The organism is Kitasatospora sp. NPDC101108, from assembly GCF_055584725.1.
Map to the genome: position 1 here is coordinate 581167 of NZ_JBVJLM010000002.1, position 15543 is coordinate 596709.

Annotated in this window: 16 protein-coding genes and 3 tRNA genes; 10 read left to right on the top strand and 9 right to left on the bottom strand. The window is 73.1% G+C overall.

Annotated features, from left to right (window positions below):
• Window positions 1–152: 152 nt before the first annotated feature.
• The 5 genes from ACZ6Z8_RS07465 to fabF all read left to right on the top strand — a co-directional run bounded on the left by ACZ6Z8_RS07465 (window position 153) and on the right by fabF (window position 5193).
• Window positions 153–1361, top strand: coding sequence for a PucR family transcriptional regulator (locus ACZ6Z8_RS07465; RefSeq protein WP_465607503.1), 1209 nt, complete (start codon window positions 153–155; stop codon window positions 1359–1361).
• A gap of 79 nt (window positions 1362–1440) precedes the next feature.
• Entirely contained in the window at window positions 1441–2391 is a 951-nt protein-coding gene (locus ACZ6Z8_RS07470; protein ID WP_465607220.1) for an ACP S-malonyltransferase, read from the top strand.
• Entirely contained in the window at window positions 2388–3419 is a 1032-nt protein-coding gene (locus ACZ6Z8_RS07475; RefSeq protein ID WP_465607222.1) for a beta-ketoacyl-ACP synthase III, read from the top strand. Before ACZ6Z8_RS07470 ends, ACZ6Z8_RS07475 begins: the two co-directional genes overlap by 4 nt.
• 80 nt (window positions 3420–3499) lie before the next feature.
• Window positions 3500–3748, top strand: a complete 249-nt coding sequence (locus tag ACZ6Z8_RS07480) for an acyl carrier protein (protein WP_465607224.1) — start codon at window positions 3500–3502, stop codon at window positions 3746–3748.
• A gap of 182 nt (window positions 3749–3930) precedes the next feature.
• The gene (fabF, locus tag ACZ6Z8_RS07485; RefSeq protein ID WP_465607226.1) at window positions 3931–5193 is read left to right on the top strand and encodes a beta-ketoacyl-ACP synthase II; all 1263 of its coding nucleotides are present in this window, start codon (window positions 3931–3933) and stop codon (window positions 5191–5193) included.
• 107 nt (window positions 5194–5300) lie between these two features.
• On the opposite strand, the gene ACZ6Z8_RS07490 is transcribed toward fabF, so the two are convergent.
• Both ACZ6Z8_RS07490 and ACZ6Z8_RS07495 read right to left on the bottom strand, forming a co-directional pair.
• Window positions 5301–5795, bottom strand: coding sequence for a DUF3145 domain-containing protein (locus ACZ6Z8_RS07490; RefSeq protein WP_218197899.1), 495 nt, complete (start codon window positions 5793–5795; stop codon window positions 5301–5303).
• A 354-nt stretch (window positions 5796–6149) separates the two neighbouring features.
• Complete coding sequence (locus ACZ6Z8_RS07495) at window positions 6150–7175, bottom strand: NADP-dependent oxidoreductase (RefSeq protein WP_465607227.1); 1026 nt, start codon at window positions 7173–7175, stop codon at window positions 6150–6152.
• A 106-nt stretch (window positions 7176–7281) separates the two neighbouring features.
• On the opposite strand from ACZ6Z8_RS07495, the gene ACZ6Z8_RS07500 reads away from it, so the two are divergent.
• Both ACZ6Z8_RS07500 and ACZ6Z8_RS07505 read left to right on the top strand, forming a co-directional pair.
• On the top strand, window positions 7282–7746 hold the full coding sequence (locus ACZ6Z8_RS07500) for a MarR family winged helix-turn-helix transcriptional regulator (protein ID WP_465607229.1): 465 nt from the start codon (window positions 7282–7284) through the stop codon (window positions 7744–7746).
• Window positions 7747–7864: 118 nt separating this feature from the next.
• Window positions 7865–9367, top strand: coding sequence for an LCP family protein (locus tag ACZ6Z8_RS07505; RefSeq protein ID WP_465607231.1), 1503 nt, complete (start codon window positions 7865–7867; stop codon window positions 9365–9367).
• 7 nt (window positions 9368–9374) lie between these two features.
• On the opposite strand, the gene ACZ6Z8_RS07510 is transcribed toward ACZ6Z8_RS07505, so the two are convergent.
• The 5 genes from ACZ6Z8_RS07510 to ACZ6Z8_RS07530 form a co-directional block, all read right to left on the bottom strand.
• The gene (locus tag ACZ6Z8_RS07510) at window positions 9375–10283 is read right to left on the bottom strand and encodes a 1-aminocyclopropane-1-carboxylate deaminase/D-cysteine desulfhydrase (RefSeq protein WP_465607232.1); all 909 of its coding nucleotides are present in this window, start codon (window positions 10281–10283) and stop codon (window positions 9375–9377) included.
• 124 nt (window positions 10284–10407) lie between these two features.
• Window positions 10408–11076 carry a GOLPH3/VPS74 family protein gene (locus tag ACZ6Z8_RS07515; RefSeq protein WP_465607234.1) on the bottom strand — a complete coding sequence of 223 codons (669 nt, stop codon included), beginning with the start codon at window positions 11074–11076 and terminating at the stop codon, window positions 10408–10410.
• 60 nt (window positions 11077–11136) lie between these two features.
• Complete coding sequence (locus ACZ6Z8_RS07520) at window positions 11137–11370, bottom strand: type II toxin-antitoxin system antitoxin (protein ID WP_465607236.1); 234 nt, start codon at window positions 11368–11370, stop codon at window positions 11137–11139.
• Window positions 11371–11374: 4 nt separating this feature from the next.
• Window positions 11375–12322, bottom strand: a complete 948-nt coding sequence (locus tag ACZ6Z8_RS07525; RefSeq protein WP_465607238.1) for an SPFH domain-containing protein — start codon at window positions 12320–12322, stop codon at window positions 11375–11377.
• 288 nt (window positions 12323–12610) lie between these two features.
• Window positions 12611–12684 (bottom strand) — tRNA-Ile (locus ACZ6Z8_RS07530).
• Between the two features lie 189 nt (window positions 12685–12873).
• Between ACZ6Z8_RS07530 and ACZ6Z8_RS07535 the strand changes: the two genes are divergently transcribed.
• Together ACZ6Z8_RS07535 and ACZ6Z8_RS07540 are read left to right on the top strand one after the other, a co-directional pair.
• Window positions 12874–13722, top strand: coding sequence for a trypsin-like serine peptidase (locus tag ACZ6Z8_RS07535; protein WP_465607239.1), 849 nt, complete (start codon window positions 12874–12876; stop codon window positions 13720–13722).
• 137 nt (window positions 13723–13859) lie between these two features.
• A complete protein-coding gene (locus tag ACZ6Z8_RS07540) occupies window positions 13860–14609 on the top strand; it encodes a trypsin-like serine peptidase (RefSeq protein ID WP_465607240.1) in 750 nt (249 codons plus the stop codon).
• Between the two features lie 158 nt (window positions 14610–14767).
• Here the strand turns inward: ACZ6Z8_RS07540 and ACZ6Z8_RS07545 are convergent.
• Together ACZ6Z8_RS07545 and ACZ6Z8_RS07550 are read right to left on the bottom strand one after the other, a co-directional pair.
• Window positions 14768–14840: transfer RNA gene (locus tag ACZ6Z8_RS07545), tRNA-Asn, on the bottom strand.
• Window positions 14841–14903: 63 nt separating this feature from the next.
• A tRNA-Asn gene (locus ACZ6Z8_RS07550) sits at window positions 14904–14976 on the bottom strand.
• A 243-nt stretch (window positions 14977–15219) separates the two neighbouring features.
• On the opposite strand from ACZ6Z8_RS07550, the gene ACZ6Z8_RS07555 reads away from it, so the two are divergent.
• Window positions 15220–15513, top strand: coding sequence for a hypothetical protein (locus tag ACZ6Z8_RS07555; protein WP_465607242.1), 294 nt, complete (start codon window positions 15220–15222; stop codon window positions 15511–15513).
• Window positions 15514–15543: the final 30 nt, after the last annotated feature.

Here is a 15543-nt window from a genome sequence, read left to right on the forward strand (position 1 = left end):
TGCACGAGCAGTCACTCGCGTGAGGCAGTCTTGTCCTTGTGCCAGCCGCTTCCTCGAACCCCAAGAGCGAACCCAGTCCCGCAGCCGAACCCACCGGGAAGAGCCCCGCTCCCCGGGCCGGCCGCGACCGTCCCGGTCGCCCGGCGCCCCGCCTGACGGCGCAGGAGCGCAGAAACGCCGCCGAGCGGGCCGAGCGCCGGGCGGCGACCCTCAAGCGGCTGGAGAAGTCCTCGGGGAAGCTGGCCACCGCCGCGATCGCGCGGATGGACGACCAGCTCGGCTGGTACCGGCGGATGCCGCCGGAGCACCGCTCCTGGATCGGCCTGGTCGCCCAGGCCGGCATCGCCGCCTTCACCGAGTGGTACCGCCACCCCGAGGCCGCCCGGGCGATCTCCACCGACGTCTTCGGCACCGCCCCGCGCGAGCTGACCAGGGCGATCACGCTGCGCCAGACCGTCGAGCTGATCCGTACCACGATCGAGGTGATGGAGGAGGCCATCGAGGAGGTGGCCGCCCCCGGCGACGAGGCGGACATGCGCGAGTCCGTGCTGGTGTACGCCCGGGAGATCGCCTTCGCCACCGCCCAGGTGTACGCCCAGGCGGCCGAGGCGCGAGGCGCCTGGGACGCCCGGCTGGAAGCGCTGGTGGTCAACTCCCTGCTGTCCGGCGACGCCGACGAGGGCGTGCTGTCCCGCGCCGCCGCGCTCGGCTGGGGGCAGCCCAGCCAGGTGCGGGTGGTGATGGGCAGCGCCCCGGACGGCGACAGCGAGCTGGTGGTCGAGGCGATCCGCCGGGCCGCCCGGTACGCCAAGCTGAACGTGCTGACCGGGGTGCTGGGCAAGCGCCTGGTGGTCGTGGTCGGCGGCGACAAGGAGCCGGTGCACGCCGCCCGGGCGCTGATCGGCCAGTTCGCGCCGGGCCCGGTGGTGATCGGCCCGACCGTGCCGGACCTGCTCTCGGCGACCCGCTCGGCACACGCCGCCGCGGCCGGCCTGCGCGCCTGCGCCGCCTGGCCGGACGCTCCGCGCCCGGTGCTCGCCGACGACCTGCTGCCCGAACGGGCGCTGGCCGGGGACCACGCGGCCCGCCGCCAGTTGGTGGAGGAGATCTACACACCTCTGGACGAGGCCGGCTCCGCCCTGCTGGAGACGCTGAGCGTCTACCTGGAGCAGGCGTCCTCGCTGGAGGGCGCGGCCCGGATGCTCTTCGTGCACCCCAACACGGTGCGCTACCGGCTGCGACGTGTGACCGACGTCACGGGGTACGCCCCCTCCGACGTACGTTCGGCATTCACCCTGCGGATCGCACTGGCCCTCGGTCGGCTGACCTCCGCCGCCGAGCCCGGTCGGGCCGGGGTGTAGGGACCATACAATCCCGGATGGTTTTCTTCGTTACCGTCGCCTACCCGCCCCTGGGCGCCTGGCGAGAGAGGGTTGAACCGTGCTCGTAATCGTCGCCCCTGGACAGGGTGCCCAGTCCCCCGGTTTCCTCAGCTCCTGGCTGGAGCTCGACGGTGTCGCCGACCGCCTGCGCGGCTGGTCGGAGGTCGCCGGGCTCGACCTGGTGCACGCCGGAACCGAGGCGTCCGCCGAGGAGATCAAGGACACCGCCGTCGCCCAGCCGCTGCTGGTCGCGGCCGGTCTGGTGACCGCCCGTGAGCTGTTCCCGGACGAGGCGGACGCCCGCAAGCTGGTCGGCGCCGTCGCCGGCCACAGCGTCGGCGAGATCACCGCCGCGGCCGGTGCCGGGGTGCTCAGCGCCCACGACGCGCTCGCCTTCGTCCGCGAGCGCGGCCGGGCCATGGCCGAGGCCGCCACCGTCACCGAGACCGGCATGACCGCCGTGCTCGGCGGCGACCCGGAGGCCGTCGCGGCCAAGCTGGCCGAGCACGGCCTGACCGCGGCCAACAACAACGGCGGCGGCCAGATCGTCGCGGCCGGCACGCTGGCCCAGCTGGAGGCGCTGAAGGCGGACCCGCCGGCCGGCGCCAAGCTGATCGCCCTCAAGGTCGCCGGTGCCTTCCACACCGAGCACATGGCCCCCGGTGTCGAGCGGCTGGCCGCGCTGGCCCCCAGCCTGACCGTGGCCGACCCGCAGGTCCGCTACGTGTCCAACAAGGACGGCGGGGTCGTCGACTCCGGCGCCGAAGTGCTGGCGCGCCTGGTGTCGCAGGTCTCCAACCCGGTCCGCTGGGACCTCTGCATGGAGACCCTCGGCCGGCTGGGCGCGACCGCCGTGATCGAGCTCTCCCCCGCGGGCACGCTCACCGGGCTGCTCAAGCGCAACCTCAAGGGTGTGGCCACGCTCGCCCTGAAGACCCCGGCCGATCTGGACAAGGCCCGCGAGCTCGTCGCCGAGCACGGCGGTCAGGACCAGGAGGAGCAGGCATGACCAAGCCGCAGATCCGCCCCACCACCGGCGCGCAGTACTCCCGTATCCACGGCGTCGGCGGCTACCGTCCGGTCCGGGTCATCCCCAACTCCGAGGTCCTGGAGTGGATCGACTCCTCGGACGAGTGGATCCGCACCCGCAGCGGGATCGCCGAGCGCCGCTGGGCGGGCCCGGAGGAGAGCGTCGCCGAGATGTCGGTGCAGGCCGCCGGCAAGGCCATCGCCCAGGCGGGCATCGCTCCGGAGCAGATCGGCGGCGTGATCGTCTCGACCGTCTCGCACCTCAAGCAGACCCCCGCGATCGCCACCGAGATCGCCCAGCGGCTCGGCTGCGGCACGGCCCCGGCCTTCGACATCTCGGCCGCCTGCGCCGGCTTCGGCTACGGCCTGGGCCTGGCCGACGGCATGGTCCGCGGCGGCAGCGCCGAGTACGTGCTGGTGATCGGCGTCGAGCGGCTCAGCGACCTGACCGACACGTCGGACCGTTCGACCGCCTTCATCTTCGGCGACGGCGCCGGCGCCGCGATCGTCGGCCCGTCGGACACGCCGGGCATCGGCAAGCTGATCTGGGGTTCGGACGGCTCGCAGGCCGACGTCATCACCCAGACCCAGGCCTGGGACACCGCCTTCGCCAAGCCCGACGCCATCAACGGCCAGGGCGAGGAGCAGAAGTGGCCGGCCCTGCGGATGGACGGCCAGCCGGTCTTCCGCTGGGCGGTCTGGGAGATGGCCAAGGTGGCCCAGCAGGCGCTGGACGCCGCCGGGATCACCGCCGACCAGCTCGGCGCCTTCATCCCGCATCAGGCCAACATGCGGATCACCGACGCCATGATCAAGGCGCTCAAGCTGCCGGAGTCGGTGCCGGTCGCCCGTGACATCGCCGAGACCGGCAACACCTCCGCCGCCTCCATCCCGCTGGCGATGGAACGCATGCTGGAGTCCGGCGAGGCCCACAGCGGCGACCTCGCGCTGATCATCGGGTTCGGGGCGGGTCTCGTCTACGCCGCGGCAGTCGTTACGCTCCCCTAGGCGCGTTTCGCCCCATCCATCCACAAGCCCGTGTTCGGCCGAGGGTCGGACACGTTCAACACCGAAGAGGAGCAGCCAGTATGGCTACGCAGAACGAGGTCCAGGAAGGTCTCGCCGAGATCGTCAACGAGATCGCCGGCATCCCGGTCGAGGACGTCCAGCTGGACAAGTCCTTCACCGACGACCTGGACGTCGACTCGCTGTCCATGGTCGAGGTCGTCGTTGCCGCCGAGGAGCGCTTCGACGTCAAGATCCCGGACGACGAGGTCAAGAACCTCAAGACCGTCGGCGACGCGGTGAACTACATCCTCACCCACTCCGCCGCCTGAGCGACCGACTCGATCGAGTCGCCCAGTCCGTCCGGCGTGAGCCACGCCTCGGACGGCTGACCCGTCGGTCCGGCTCCCCCGAGCCAGGCCGACCCGCCGGCCGGGACGCCCCACCGGGCGCCCGGCCGGGCCCTTCTTCGGCTCGCCGCCGACCTCGCACGAACGTGAAAGAAGAGAAACCAGTGACCGCTGAGAACCGAGCCGTGGTCGTCACGGGTATCGGCGCCTTCACGCCGCTGGGCGGCGACGCCGCCACGACCTGGGAGAACCTGGTCGCCGGGCGCTCCGGCGTGGCGGCCCTGACCGAGGAGTGGGCCCAGGACCTGCCGGTCCGGATCGCCGCGCGCACCGCCGTCGAACCGGGCGAGATCCTGCCCCGCCCGCTGGCCCGCAAGCTGGACCGCTCCGCGCAGTTCGCGCTGATCGCCGCCCGAGAGGCCTGGTCCGACGCCGGCTTCGAGACCCCGGCCACCGACGAGTCCTCCAAGCTCGTCCCCGAGCGCCTGGGCGCCGTGATCGCCTCCGGCATCGGCGGCGTCACCACCCTCCTCGACCAGTACGACGTGCTGAAGGAGAAGGGCGCCCGCAAGGTCTCCCCGCACACCGTCCCGATGCTGATGCCCAACTCCCCGGCGGCCAACGTCGGCCTGGAGGTCGGCGCCCGCGCGGGTGTGCACACCCCCGTCTCCGCCTGCGCCTCCGGCGCCGAGGCGATCGGCTACGCGATCGAGATGATCCGCAGCGGCCGCGCCGACGTCGTGGTGGCCGGCGGCACCGAGGCGGCGATCCACCCGCTGCCGATCGCGGCGTTCGCCAACATGATGGCGATGTCCAAGAACAACGACGACCCCGAGCGCGCCTCGCGCCCGTACGACAAGGCCCGCGACGGCTTCGTGCTGGGCGAGGGCGCCGGCGTGGTCGTGCTGGAGTCGCTGGAGCACGCGGAGGCCCGGGGCGCCCGGATCTACTGCGAGGCGGTCGGCCAGGGCCTGTCCTCGGACGCCCACCACATCGCCCAGCCCGAGCCGACCGGCGCCGGCGTGGCCCGCGCGCTGGCCGACCTGTTCGAGCGCAACGAGCTGGACAAGTCCGAGATCGTGCACGTCAACGCGCACGCCACCTCGACCCCCCAGGGCGACACCGCCGAGCTGAAGGCGCTGCGCAAGGAGCTGGGCGAGGACCTCGACCACATCCTGGTCTCGGCCACCAAGTCGATGACCGGCCACCTGCTGGGCGGCGCCGGCGGCATCGAGACCGTCGCCACCGTGCAGGCGCTGTACCACCGGGTCGCCCCGCCGACCATCAACGTCGAGGAGCTCGACGACGAGGTGGACGCGAAGATCGTCACCGAGGCGACCCCGCTGCCCGAGGGCCGGATCGCCGCGCTGAACAACTCGTTCGGCTTCGGCGGCCACAACGTGGTGCTGGCCTTCCGCACCCGCTGACGCCCGAACCGAAGGGGCCGGCGCTCTCCGTGAGCACCGGCCCCTTCGTCGTACCCGTCGTACGCGTCGGCCGCGTCGTACCCGTCGGCCCTCGGGACCGCCCGGGTTCAGACCACCTGGTGCAGCCAGCGCACCGGGGCGCCCTCGCCCGCGTACCGGAACGGCTCCAGCTCGTCGTCCCAGGGCTTGCCGAGCAGCCTGGAGATCTCGGCCTCCAGGTCGGCCCCCTCGCTGCGGGCGCGCAGCAGGACGGCCCGCAGCCGGTCCTCGGGGATCAGGATGTCGCCGTGGATGCCCGTGACGGCGTGGAAGATGCCGAGCGAGGGCGTGCTGCTGTACCGCTCCCCCTCCGCCGTGGCGCAGGGCTCGCTGGTCACCTCGTACCGCATGAGCTGCCAGCCGCGCAGCGCGGAGGCGAGCTTCGAGGCGGTGCCGGGCTCCCCCTGCCAGGAGAGCTCGGCGCGCCAGTGCCCGGGTGCGGCCGGCTGGCGGATCCAGTCCAGGCTCACCCGTACACCGAGCACCCCCGCGACGGCCCACTCGACGTGCGGGCACAGCGCGCGGGGCGCGGAGTGGATGTACAGAACTCCACGTGTCGTCACCGGGACCTCCAGGCTGTGGACGAGGGTCGCCTTCCCCAGCTGCCTCGTGCCTGCAGTTGATCCACAGTTACCCACGTTAGCCGACATTAAGCTACTAAATTGAGCAAAACGGACAGGCTTTCGCTCAATGCTAGTCGAATCCTCAACGAGGTCTACCCCTCGGCCGGATCTCTCCCCCGAACGGCCCCATCGCCAGGCGGGACCACCGTACCGCGCGGCGCGGCGGGATGGATGACGCTCTTTCGGATCCGACCGGAATGCGGTAGTGCGACCGGATCCTCTGCGCCGTGCACGCGAACCGCCCCGCGCGCCCGGTCGGGGGCGGGCGGGGCGGCCAGGGCTCCTGACGGAGCGTCAGCCGTCCAGGCGGACGACCATCTTGCCGGTGTTGACGCCGCGCAGCAGGTCGATGAAGGCCTGGGCGGCGTTCTCGAAGCCGTCCACCACGGTCTCCTCGGTGCGCAGTTCGCCGGACTTCAGCCAGCCGGCCACCTCGGTGACGAACTGCGGCTGGAGGTCGGCGTGGTCGCGCACCAGCATGCCCTCCAGGCGCAGCCGCTTGCCGATGGCCAGCGCCAGGTTGCGCGGGGCGGCGGGCGCGGTGGTCTCGTTGTACTGGGCGATCGCGCCGCAGAGCACCGCCCGGCCGTGGACGCCGAGGGCGCCGATAGCGGCCTCCAGGTGGTCGCCGCCGACGTTGTCGAAGTAGAGGTCGATGCCCTCCGGGGCGGCCTTGGCGAGCTGCTCGGCGACCGGGGCGTCCTTGTAGTTGAACGCGGCGTCGAAGCCGTACTCGTCCACCAGCTTGGCGACCTTCTCCGCGGAACCGGCCGAACCGACCACCAGCGACGCGCCCTTGAGCTTCGCGATCTGGCCGACCAGCGAACCGACCGCGCCGGCCGCGCCGGAGACGAAGACCTTGTCGCCCTCCTTGAGGCCGCCGACGGCGAGCAGTCCGGCGTAGGCGGTCAGGCCGGGCATGCCGAGCACGCCGAGGTAGGCGGAGAGCGGGGCGGCCTCCGGGTCGACCTTGACCGCGTGCTTGGCGTCGAGGGTGGCGTACTCGCGCCAGCCGAGCCCGTGCAGCACGGCGTCGCCCGGGGCGAAGCCCTCCGCCTCCGAGGCGACCACGTAGCCGACGGCGCCGCCCTCCATGGCCTGGCCGAGCTGGAACGGGGGCACGTACGACTTCACGTCGTTCATCCGGCCGCGCATGTACGGGTCCACCGAGAGGTGGGTGTTGCGGACCAGGATCTCGCCCGGGCCCGGGGTCCGGACCGGGGCCTCGACCAGGGCGAAGTCGGCGGGAACCGGCCAGCCCTGGGGGCGGGCGGCGAGGTGCCATTCACGGGCGGTGGCGGGGGCGGCCTGCTCTGCCATGGCGGTGCTCCTTGGATGGGGTTTCGGCAGGTGAAAGGTTGAGCAACTGAAGTAACGATGGGCATGAAAGGTTCAGGTTGTCAACTTTTCAGGTAGACTCTGGGACATGGACACTCAGCCGACCGAGGTCGCCACGCCGCAGTCCGACGAGATCACCCGAGAGGTCGTCGACCTGATGGCCAACCTGGTCGCGCTCTTCCACCGCGAGTACGAGGAGGCCGCCGCCGCCCGCTCGCTCACCGGCGCCCAGGCCAAGGTGCTCGCCCTGCTGCGGCGCGGCCCGCTGCCCATGCGGCACATCGCCCAGACGCTCAGCTGCGAGCCCTCCAACATCACCGGCATCGTCGACCGGCTGGAGGCCCGGGGCTTCGTCACCCGGCAGGCCGACCAGCAGGACCGCCGGGTCAAGCTGGTCGCCGCCACCGAGACCGGCTCGGCCGCCTCCGAGGAGCTGCGCGAGTCGCTCAACTTCGCCCGCGAGCCGCTCGCCGCGCTCGGCCCGGAGGAGCGCACGGTGCTGCGGGACCTGCTCCGCCGGATGCTCACCGGCGCCTCCGGCCCGGGGGCGTGACCAGCATCACAGCCCCGTAGCCCGATTCCCCTCCCCTTCGGAGGTAACCGAACAGCCTTCCGGAACGTCTAACGTTCGAAACTCGAACGCTGGAAACTGAAGACGGGGGGCACGGAGGATGAGCAGCAGCACGCGTCGGCGCCGCTACCTGCGGACCGCCATCGGCCTGGCCGCCGTTCTGGTGCTGTCGGTCGTGGGCGCCGGGGCCTGGTTCTACCACCGGCTGGACAACAACATCACCACCTTCTCCGCGGCCGGCGTCGCCACCGAGCGCCCGCCGGCGCCCGTCCCGGCCAGCCCCGGTGCCCAGGTGCCGGTCAACGTGCTGCTGCTGGGCTCCGACACCCGGGACGACGGCAACAACTCGCTGGGGGGCGGCGACGAGGGCGTCGGCAACTCGGACACCGCGATCCTGGTGCACGTCTACGCCGACCACAAGCACGCCGTCGGCGTCTCCATCCCCCGTGACACCCTGGTCACCATCCCGTCCTGCAAGCTGGCGGACGGCACCTGGAGCAAGCCGCGCAACGACCAGATGTTCAACTCGGCGTTCAGCCTCGGCGAGCTCGCCAAGGGCAACCCGGCCTGCACCCAGAACACCGTGGAGAAGCTCACCGGGCTGCGCGTCGACCACACGATCGTGGTCGACTTCAAGGGCGCCGCCGCGATGACCGAAGCCATCGGCGGCGTGGAGGCCTGCGTGCCCAACGACGTCAACGAGTACGGCATACAGCTCAAGAAGGGGATGCAGAACCTCTCCGGGAAGTCGGCGGTGGACTACCTGCGGGCGCGCCACGGCATCGGCGACAACTCCGACATAGGCCGGATGAAGCGCCAGCAGGCCTTCCTCTCCTCCATGATCAAGAAGGTCCAGGACCAGGGCTTCTCGCTGCCCACCCTGCTGCCGCTGGCCGACGCCGCCACCAAGTCGCTCACCGTGGACGAGGGGCTCGGCACCGCGATGAAGCTCGTCGACTTCGCCCGTTCCCTGGAGGACATCAAGCTCTCCGACGTCACCTTCGTGACCGCCCCCTGGCGCTTCGCCGGGGACCGGGTGCGGCTGGTCCAGCCGGACGCCGACGACCTGTGGAAGCTGCTGCGCGAGGACCGCACCCTGGACGGGCGGAGCACCTCCGGCACCGGCGCGGCCACCGCCGCCGCCTCCGCGTCCGCCTCGCCCAGCGCGAACGTGCCGCTCAGCCCCGACCAGGCCGCGGCCCCGATCACCGTGGTCAACGGCGTCGGCACCGCCGGGCTGGCCGGCTCCGCCGCCGAGACCCTTAAGGGACGCGGCTTCCAGAACGTCGTGCTGGGCGCCAACCAGCCCGGCCAGCAGCACACCGAGGTCTCCTACGACCCGGCCCTGAAGGCCACCGCCGAGCAGGTCGCGGCGCTCTTCCCCGGAGCCCGCACGGTCGAGGCGGCCGGCTCGGGCGCCGTCACCGTCACCCTCGGCGCCGACTACCAGGCCGCCGGCACCCAGCTGAACTCCGTCTCCTCGCCCTCGGCGACCCCGGGCGGCACGCCGAGCACCGCGCCGAGCGGGGTTCCGACCGGCATTGCGGAGAACACCAGGAACGCCGACACCGACCCGTGCGCCGACCTGACCTTCGGGTCGTAGGGGCGTCCTACTCCGGGTCCGGCAGGCCCGTGACCACGGCCGTCAGGCGGGTGCCGCGCGGGAAGGCACCCGCCCCGGCCAGGTCGGCCAGTGCGGCGAGCAGCTTGGCGACGTACCGGCGCTCCACCGGGATGCCATGGCGGAGCTCGAACTCCCGCGCGAAGGAAGCCAGTTCGGCCGGGACCTTGCCGTAGCCGCCGCCGTGGTGGGCGTGGTCGATCCGCCAGTTGGCGAACTCGCGCCCGAACCCGTCCCGGTGCAGCCGGGCGACCTCCGCCTCCAGGTAGCCCTCGCCCCCGCGCAGCACGGCCACCCCGAGCGCCCGCGCGCCCGGCGGCAGGCCCGCCGCGATGCCGGCCAGGGTGCCACCGGTGCCGACCGGGCAGCAGACCACGTCGCGCCCGTCCAGGTCGGGGAGTTCGGCCGGGATCGCCGCCGCGCCGACCGCGGCCAGGGCGTTGGAGCCGCCCTCCGGGAGCACCAGGCAGGGGCCCCAGCGGCGCCGCAGCTCCGCGCCGTCCCCGGCGCCGGCCCGGCCGGTCGCCTCCCGGTAGGCGGCCCGGGTCAGGAACTCCAGCCGCATGCCGGACTCCTCGGCGGCCCGCAGCGACCAGTTGCGCGGCCGGTCGGCCAGCTCCTCGCCGCGCACCAGCCCGACGCTCTCCAGCCCGAGCACCCCGGCGGCGGCCGCGACCGCCCGCAGGTGGGTGGAGTAGGCCCCGCCGAAGGTCAGCAGCCGGGTGTGGCCCTGCTCGACGGCGGCGGCCAGGTTGGGAGCGAGCTTGCGCCACTTGTTTCCGGGGACGCTCGGGTGCAGCAGGTCGTCCCGCTTGAGCCGCAGCTCCACCCCGGCCCGGACGAAGGCCTCGTCGGTGCAGTCCACCAGCGGGGTCGGCAACAGGGCGGGTTCGAGCACCCGGCCAGCTTAGGGCGTCTCCCGCGGACCTCCGCCGGGCCCCGGACGGACGGGAGCCCGGCCGCCTGTCCGGCGACCGGGCTCCGCTGCCCCGGGACGGGCCGTCACCCCCGTGGACGGCCCGTCACCCCGCGGCCGCGCTCTGCGCCGCGTGGCCCGCCATCTGCCAGGCCAGCGCCTTGCCGAGGGCGCGCGGGACCGGGCCGGCCGCGGGGGCCAGCTTCGCGATCCGGGCGCGGTGCTCCCGGCGCTGCCGGGCGTTCAGGACGGAGCACAGCCGCCCGGCCGCGACCAGGGCGGTCAGCGCCGCGTCGGCGGGGTCGACCCGGCTGAGCGGGCCCTTCAGGGCCCCGGCGACGGCGGCCGCCACGGCCTCGCGCACCCCGGGGTCGTCCAGGGTGGCCAGGGTCACCGGGAACAGCCCGGCCACCCGGTGCTGCCGCAAGGCGATCCGGCCGGCGTCCGCCAGGCCGTCCCGGACCCAGCGGACGGGCTGGTCGCGCCCGGTGCTCCTGGCGCGGCCGACCCAGGTGCTCCAGCTGTGCGGCCGGGTGGCCCTGATCTGTTCCAACAGCCGGGCGCTGTACGGGTCGAGGCCCGCCTCGGCGGCCCCGCCGCGGACCCTGGCGACCGCCTTGCGGCCCTCCTCGTACAGCAGGCCCCGGCGCAGCAGTTCGGTCAGCGCCGCCGCCTGGAGCAGCAGGTTGAGCGAGGAGTGCCGGGTGGTCCGCCCGCGGCGCGGGTCGAGGGCGAGCAGGTAGAGCTTCTCGGGCAGGTTGACGGGCAGGTCCATCTCGTTCTCCGAAAGATCTCGACGATCCAACAGATCGGTGGGGCGGCCCGGCCGGTGCGGTCAGTCCCCTCCGGGACCGCCGCTCCCCGGGTCCTCCTTGGGCGGTCGGCCACGGCGGGGAAGGCCGGCCGCGCCACTGGGCATCCGGCCGGCGTCGGTGAGGGCGCGTCGGAGCACGAACTCGATCTGCGCGTTGGTGCTGCGCAGTTCGTCCGAGGCCCACCTGGCCAGTGCGTCGTGAACTGAAGGGTCCAGTCGCAGCAGGAGCTTCTTCCGTTCCGTCGCCAACGCCACGCCCTTACTGGTAGAGGGAGCCCGTGTTCACTACGGGCTGGGTGCCCCGGTCGCCGCAGAGCACCACCAGGAGGTTGCTCACCATGGCGGCCTTGCGCTCCTCGTCCAACTCCACCACGTCCCGCTCGGCGAGCCGGTCCAGCGCCTCCTCGACCATACCGACGGCGCCCTCGACGATCAGCCGCCGGGCGGCCACCACGGCCCCGGCCTGCTGCCGCTGGAGCATCACCTGGGCGACCTCGGGCGCGTAGGCGAGCCGGGTGATCCGCGACTCGATGACCCGCACACCGGCCGAGGCGACCCGGGCGGCGATCTCGGCGGAGAGCTTGCGGGCGACCTCGTCCGCGCCGTCGCGCAGCGACAACTGCCCCTCGTGGTGGGCGTCGTACGGATAGCTGGTGGCGATGTGCCGTACGGCCGTCTCGGTCTGGATGGCGACGAAGTCGACGTAGTCGTCCACCTCGAACACCGCCATCGCGGTGTCCTCGACCTGCCAGACCACCACGGCGGCCATCTCGATCGGGTTGCCGTCCGCGTCGTTGACCTTGGTGGTCTCGGTCTCGTGGTTGCGGATCCGGGTGGAGATCCGCCGGCGGCTGGTGAACGGGTTCACCCAGGTCAGCCCGGCGGCGCGGATGGTGCCGCGGTAGCGGCCGAGCAGCTGTACCACCCGGGCCTGCCCGGGCGAGACGACCGTCAGCCCGCACAGCAGCAGCAGCGAGCCGAGCGCCAACAGCGGCCCGACGACCACCAGCGGAATCCCCACCCCCTTGCTGCCCCCACCGATCTGCACCCCTCCGGCGATCAGCGACCCGAACCCGGCGAGCAGGCCGAGCAGCGCCCCGCCGAGCACGGGCAACCCGGCGGCGCCGGTGATGACCCGTTCGGTGATCTTCGGAGCCGGAAGGTCGATGGCAGGGCCGTCCTCGACGGCGAAACGCGGTGTGGTCATGTGACCGTCCCCCAGTGCGAGTGTCCGCTTGAGCTGTCAAAGTGATATCACTTTTTTCGCGCAGAGCACCAGGGGTCATCACATGATCCGTACGCAAGGGGGGTCCGCAGGGGCGGGAGGCGGCCGCCCGGCGGCTCCGGGCCGATGCCCACGGGCGGGTGAATTCCGGCGCGCCACGGGCCGGGAGAAGGCGGCCGGGCTCTAGACTTCCGTCGTCACGGACGGCGGAGCTCCAGCTCAGGAGCCGTCCGCGGGCGGTCTGACGACACTCGTCACGCGTCGCAGAGGTGGGGCGGGTGGGACTCGAACCCACGACCAAGGGATTATGAGTCCCCTGCTCTAACCGGCTGAGCTACCGCCCCGGTTCGCCGCGCGCGCCGGTTCCCGGCCACGGCAGCAGCAGACGGCCCCGCGAGGCCGTCCCGGGCAGCATAGCCGGTCGATCACCCGTGGTGCGCGCCGGGGGCGCACCTGGGTGCCGAGTGCGCGGGCCGCTCCGGGCGGCGGACCCCGGGTGGCGGGCGAGGGGCCCGGCAGGGCAGCCTGGGCTGATGACGATGCGTGGGACGGCAGCGGCGGCCGGGGCCCTGGTACTGGCGCTCGCGGCGGCGGGCTGCACCACCGCGACGCGGCCCGGCAGCATCGCCCCGATCGTCACCTCGGCACCGCCGACCGGCACCGCGAGCGGCCACGGCTGGACCAAGCAGCGCTTCCGGGGCGCGGCCGGCCGGCACGCCGGGGTCACCCGCACCGCCAAGCCCACCGTGCTCAACGGCCTGGTCGGCGCGGTGTTCACCCGCAACGCGGACGGCGACCACTTCTGCACCGCCAGCGTGGTGGACAGCGCCGGGCTCAATCTCATCGTCACCGCCGCCCACTGCGTCTGGGACCCGAAGATCGGCCGGCGCAGCGACCTGGTCTTCGTCCCCGGCTACCGCAACGGCGACACCCCGAGCGGCGTGTGGCCGCTGGTGGCCGTCACCGTGGACGACGGCTGGAAGGACCATGCCGACCCGGACGTGGACGTCGCCTTCGCGGTCGTCCAGGCCCAGAACGGGCAGCAGGTGCAGCAGGTGCTGGGCGCCAACAAGCTGGGCGTCAACCGCGGCTACCGGCTGCCGGTGCGGATCACCGGCTACCCGGGCAGCAGCGACGTCCCGATCGCCTGCTCCAACACCACGACCGAGCAGAGCGCCACCCAGCTGCGGATCGACTGCCCCGACTACACCGGCGGCACCAGTGGCAGCCCGTGGGTCACCGACTTCGACCCGGCCACCAGGACCGGCACCGTGGTCGGCGTCATCGGCGGCTACCAGGAGGGCGGCGACAGCCCGAACACCTCGTACAGCAGCTACTTCGGCGACCGGGTCCAGGCCCTGTACGACCGGGCCACCGGCTGAGGGAGCGCGGCGGACCCGGGGCGGACCCGGCCGGGCAGCCGGCAGTGGCGCCGCCGGGCACGGCCTGGTAGATCTTCCTCTCGAACGGCGGAACGCACGGCCCGGATGCCCGCCCCGAGGAACGAGACGGAGCGCCGATGGCCCCCCGCCCGGTGCCGCCCCCGCGCGCGGCCGGAGCGACCGCGCTGGCCGCCCTGCTGCTGGCCTCCGGCACCGCGTGCGGCGGCGGGTCGGACGCCCCGCCGAACGCCGAGATCGCCCAGCAGAGCCCGGTCCGCGACCGGATCGGCACCCTGTCCGTCCGCGGCCCGCAGGGCTCCCGGGCCTGCACCGCGAGCGTGGTGCACAGCCCCGGGCACAACCTGCTGGTCACCGCCGCGCACTGCGTGCAGAACCAGCGGATCGGCCTGCTGGACGGCCTGGTGTTCACCCCCGGCTACCGCAACGGGTACTCCCCGTACGGGAGTTGGCAGGTGGAGTCGATCACCGTCGATCCGCGCTGGGCCTCGGACGACGACCCCGACTACGACGTGGCCTTCGTCACGGTCAGCCCGACCGACGGCCGGCAGGTCGAGGACGCGGTCGGCGGCAACCCGCTCGGCACCGGCCGGGGCGTCGGGCTTGCGGTCTCGGTGACCGGCTACCCCAACGAGAGCGACGAGCCGATCACCTGCTCGGTCCGCACCAGCTCGCAGAGCGCCACCCAGGAGCGCTTCGACTGCGGCGGCTACACCGACGGCACCAGCGGCAGCCCATGGGTGGCCGGCGACGGCGCGGTGGTCGGCGTGATCGGCGGCTACCAGGAGGGCGGGGCGACCCCGGGCACCTCGTACAGCGTCGCCTTCGACCAGCGGGTCTCCGACCTCTACCGGAGGGCGACCAGCTGATCCCGCCCGGGGCGCCCCGGGATGACCCGCCCCAGGGTGACCCGCCCCGGACGATCCGCCCGGGGTGACGCACACGACACCGGCCCGGGCAACACGAAGGCCCCCCGGTCGTCCGAGGGGCCTTCGCTCTGAGCAGTCACCGGGCGGACCCGGTGCAGCTCCCGCAATTGGACTCGAACCAATAACCTGCCGGTTAACAGCCGGCTGCTCTGCCAATTGAGCTATGCGGGATCGCGGTACTCAACTTCCGTACCAGACACAGGAGACGGGCTCCCGAAGAGCACTCCTCCTGAGCTCCCCCAATTGGACTCGAACCAATAACCTGCCGATTAACAGTCGGCTGCTCTGCCAATTGAGCTATGGGGGATCGGCTTCCGCCTCGGTTCCCGTGACCCGGGCTCCTCGGCGCTCGCTGCGGGACATACATTAGCGCACTCGGGGGGGTGGTCCGCCAATCGCTTTCCCCGGCCACCCCCGGACCGCCGGTCCGGCGTGCCCCGCGCGCGCCCGCGACGGCACCCGGGGATGCTGGGGGCGCGGACGGTTCGCCGTCCCGTTCAACGGGTAGGGCAATGCGGCAGAAGGCCGCCAGGAGAGGGTGGGTCCGATCATGTGGAAGCTGTCGTTGGCCGTGGGTTTCGCGGCCGGCTACGTCCTCGGCTCGAAGGCCGGGCGCCAGCGCTACGAACAGATCGCCAAGGTCACCCGGCAGATCGCCCAGACCCCTGCGGTGCAGGGGGCGGCCGACCGGGCGCGGCAGCAGGCCGGCGCGGTGGCCGGGAAGGCGGCCGGCGCCGTCGCGGACCGGGTCGGGGACCGGCTGCCGAGCGCGGTCACCGACCGGCTGCCGTACTTCAGCCGGTCCCGGCCGGAGGACGACGGCTGGGGCACCTTCCGCCCGTGACGGGGTGGTGATCCGGGGGCCTGCTGACGG